The following is a 215-nucleotide window of genomic DNA, read 5'->3' on the forward strand; positions in this document are numbered from 1 at the left end:
GCTGTTGAGAAGGCAAAAGAGATTGGTTACCCGCTTGTGGTACGTCCGTCCTACGTTCTCGGCGGTCGCGCGATGGAAATCGTCTATGACGAAGCCGACCTGCGTCGCTACTTCCAGACTGCGGTCAGCGTTTCTAACGATGCGCCGGTACTGCTGGACCGTTTCCTTGATGATGCGGTTGAAGTGGACGTGGACGCTATCTGCGACGGCGAAAT

Annotated in this window: 1 protein-coding gene; it reads left to right on the plus strand. The window is 56.3% G+C overall.

What is annotated here, in order from left to right; all coding sequences use genetic code 11:
- On the plus strand, positions 1–215 hold a 215-nt coding region (locus FDX22_RS15785), incomplete at both ends, for a hypothetical protein (RefSeq protein WP_186805326.1).

Source organism: Citrobacter sp. TBCS-14 (assembly GCF_005280805.1).
Lineage (GTDB): Bacteria > Pseudomonadota > Gammaproteobacteria > Enterobacterales > Enterobacteriaceae > Citrobacter > Citrobacter gillenii.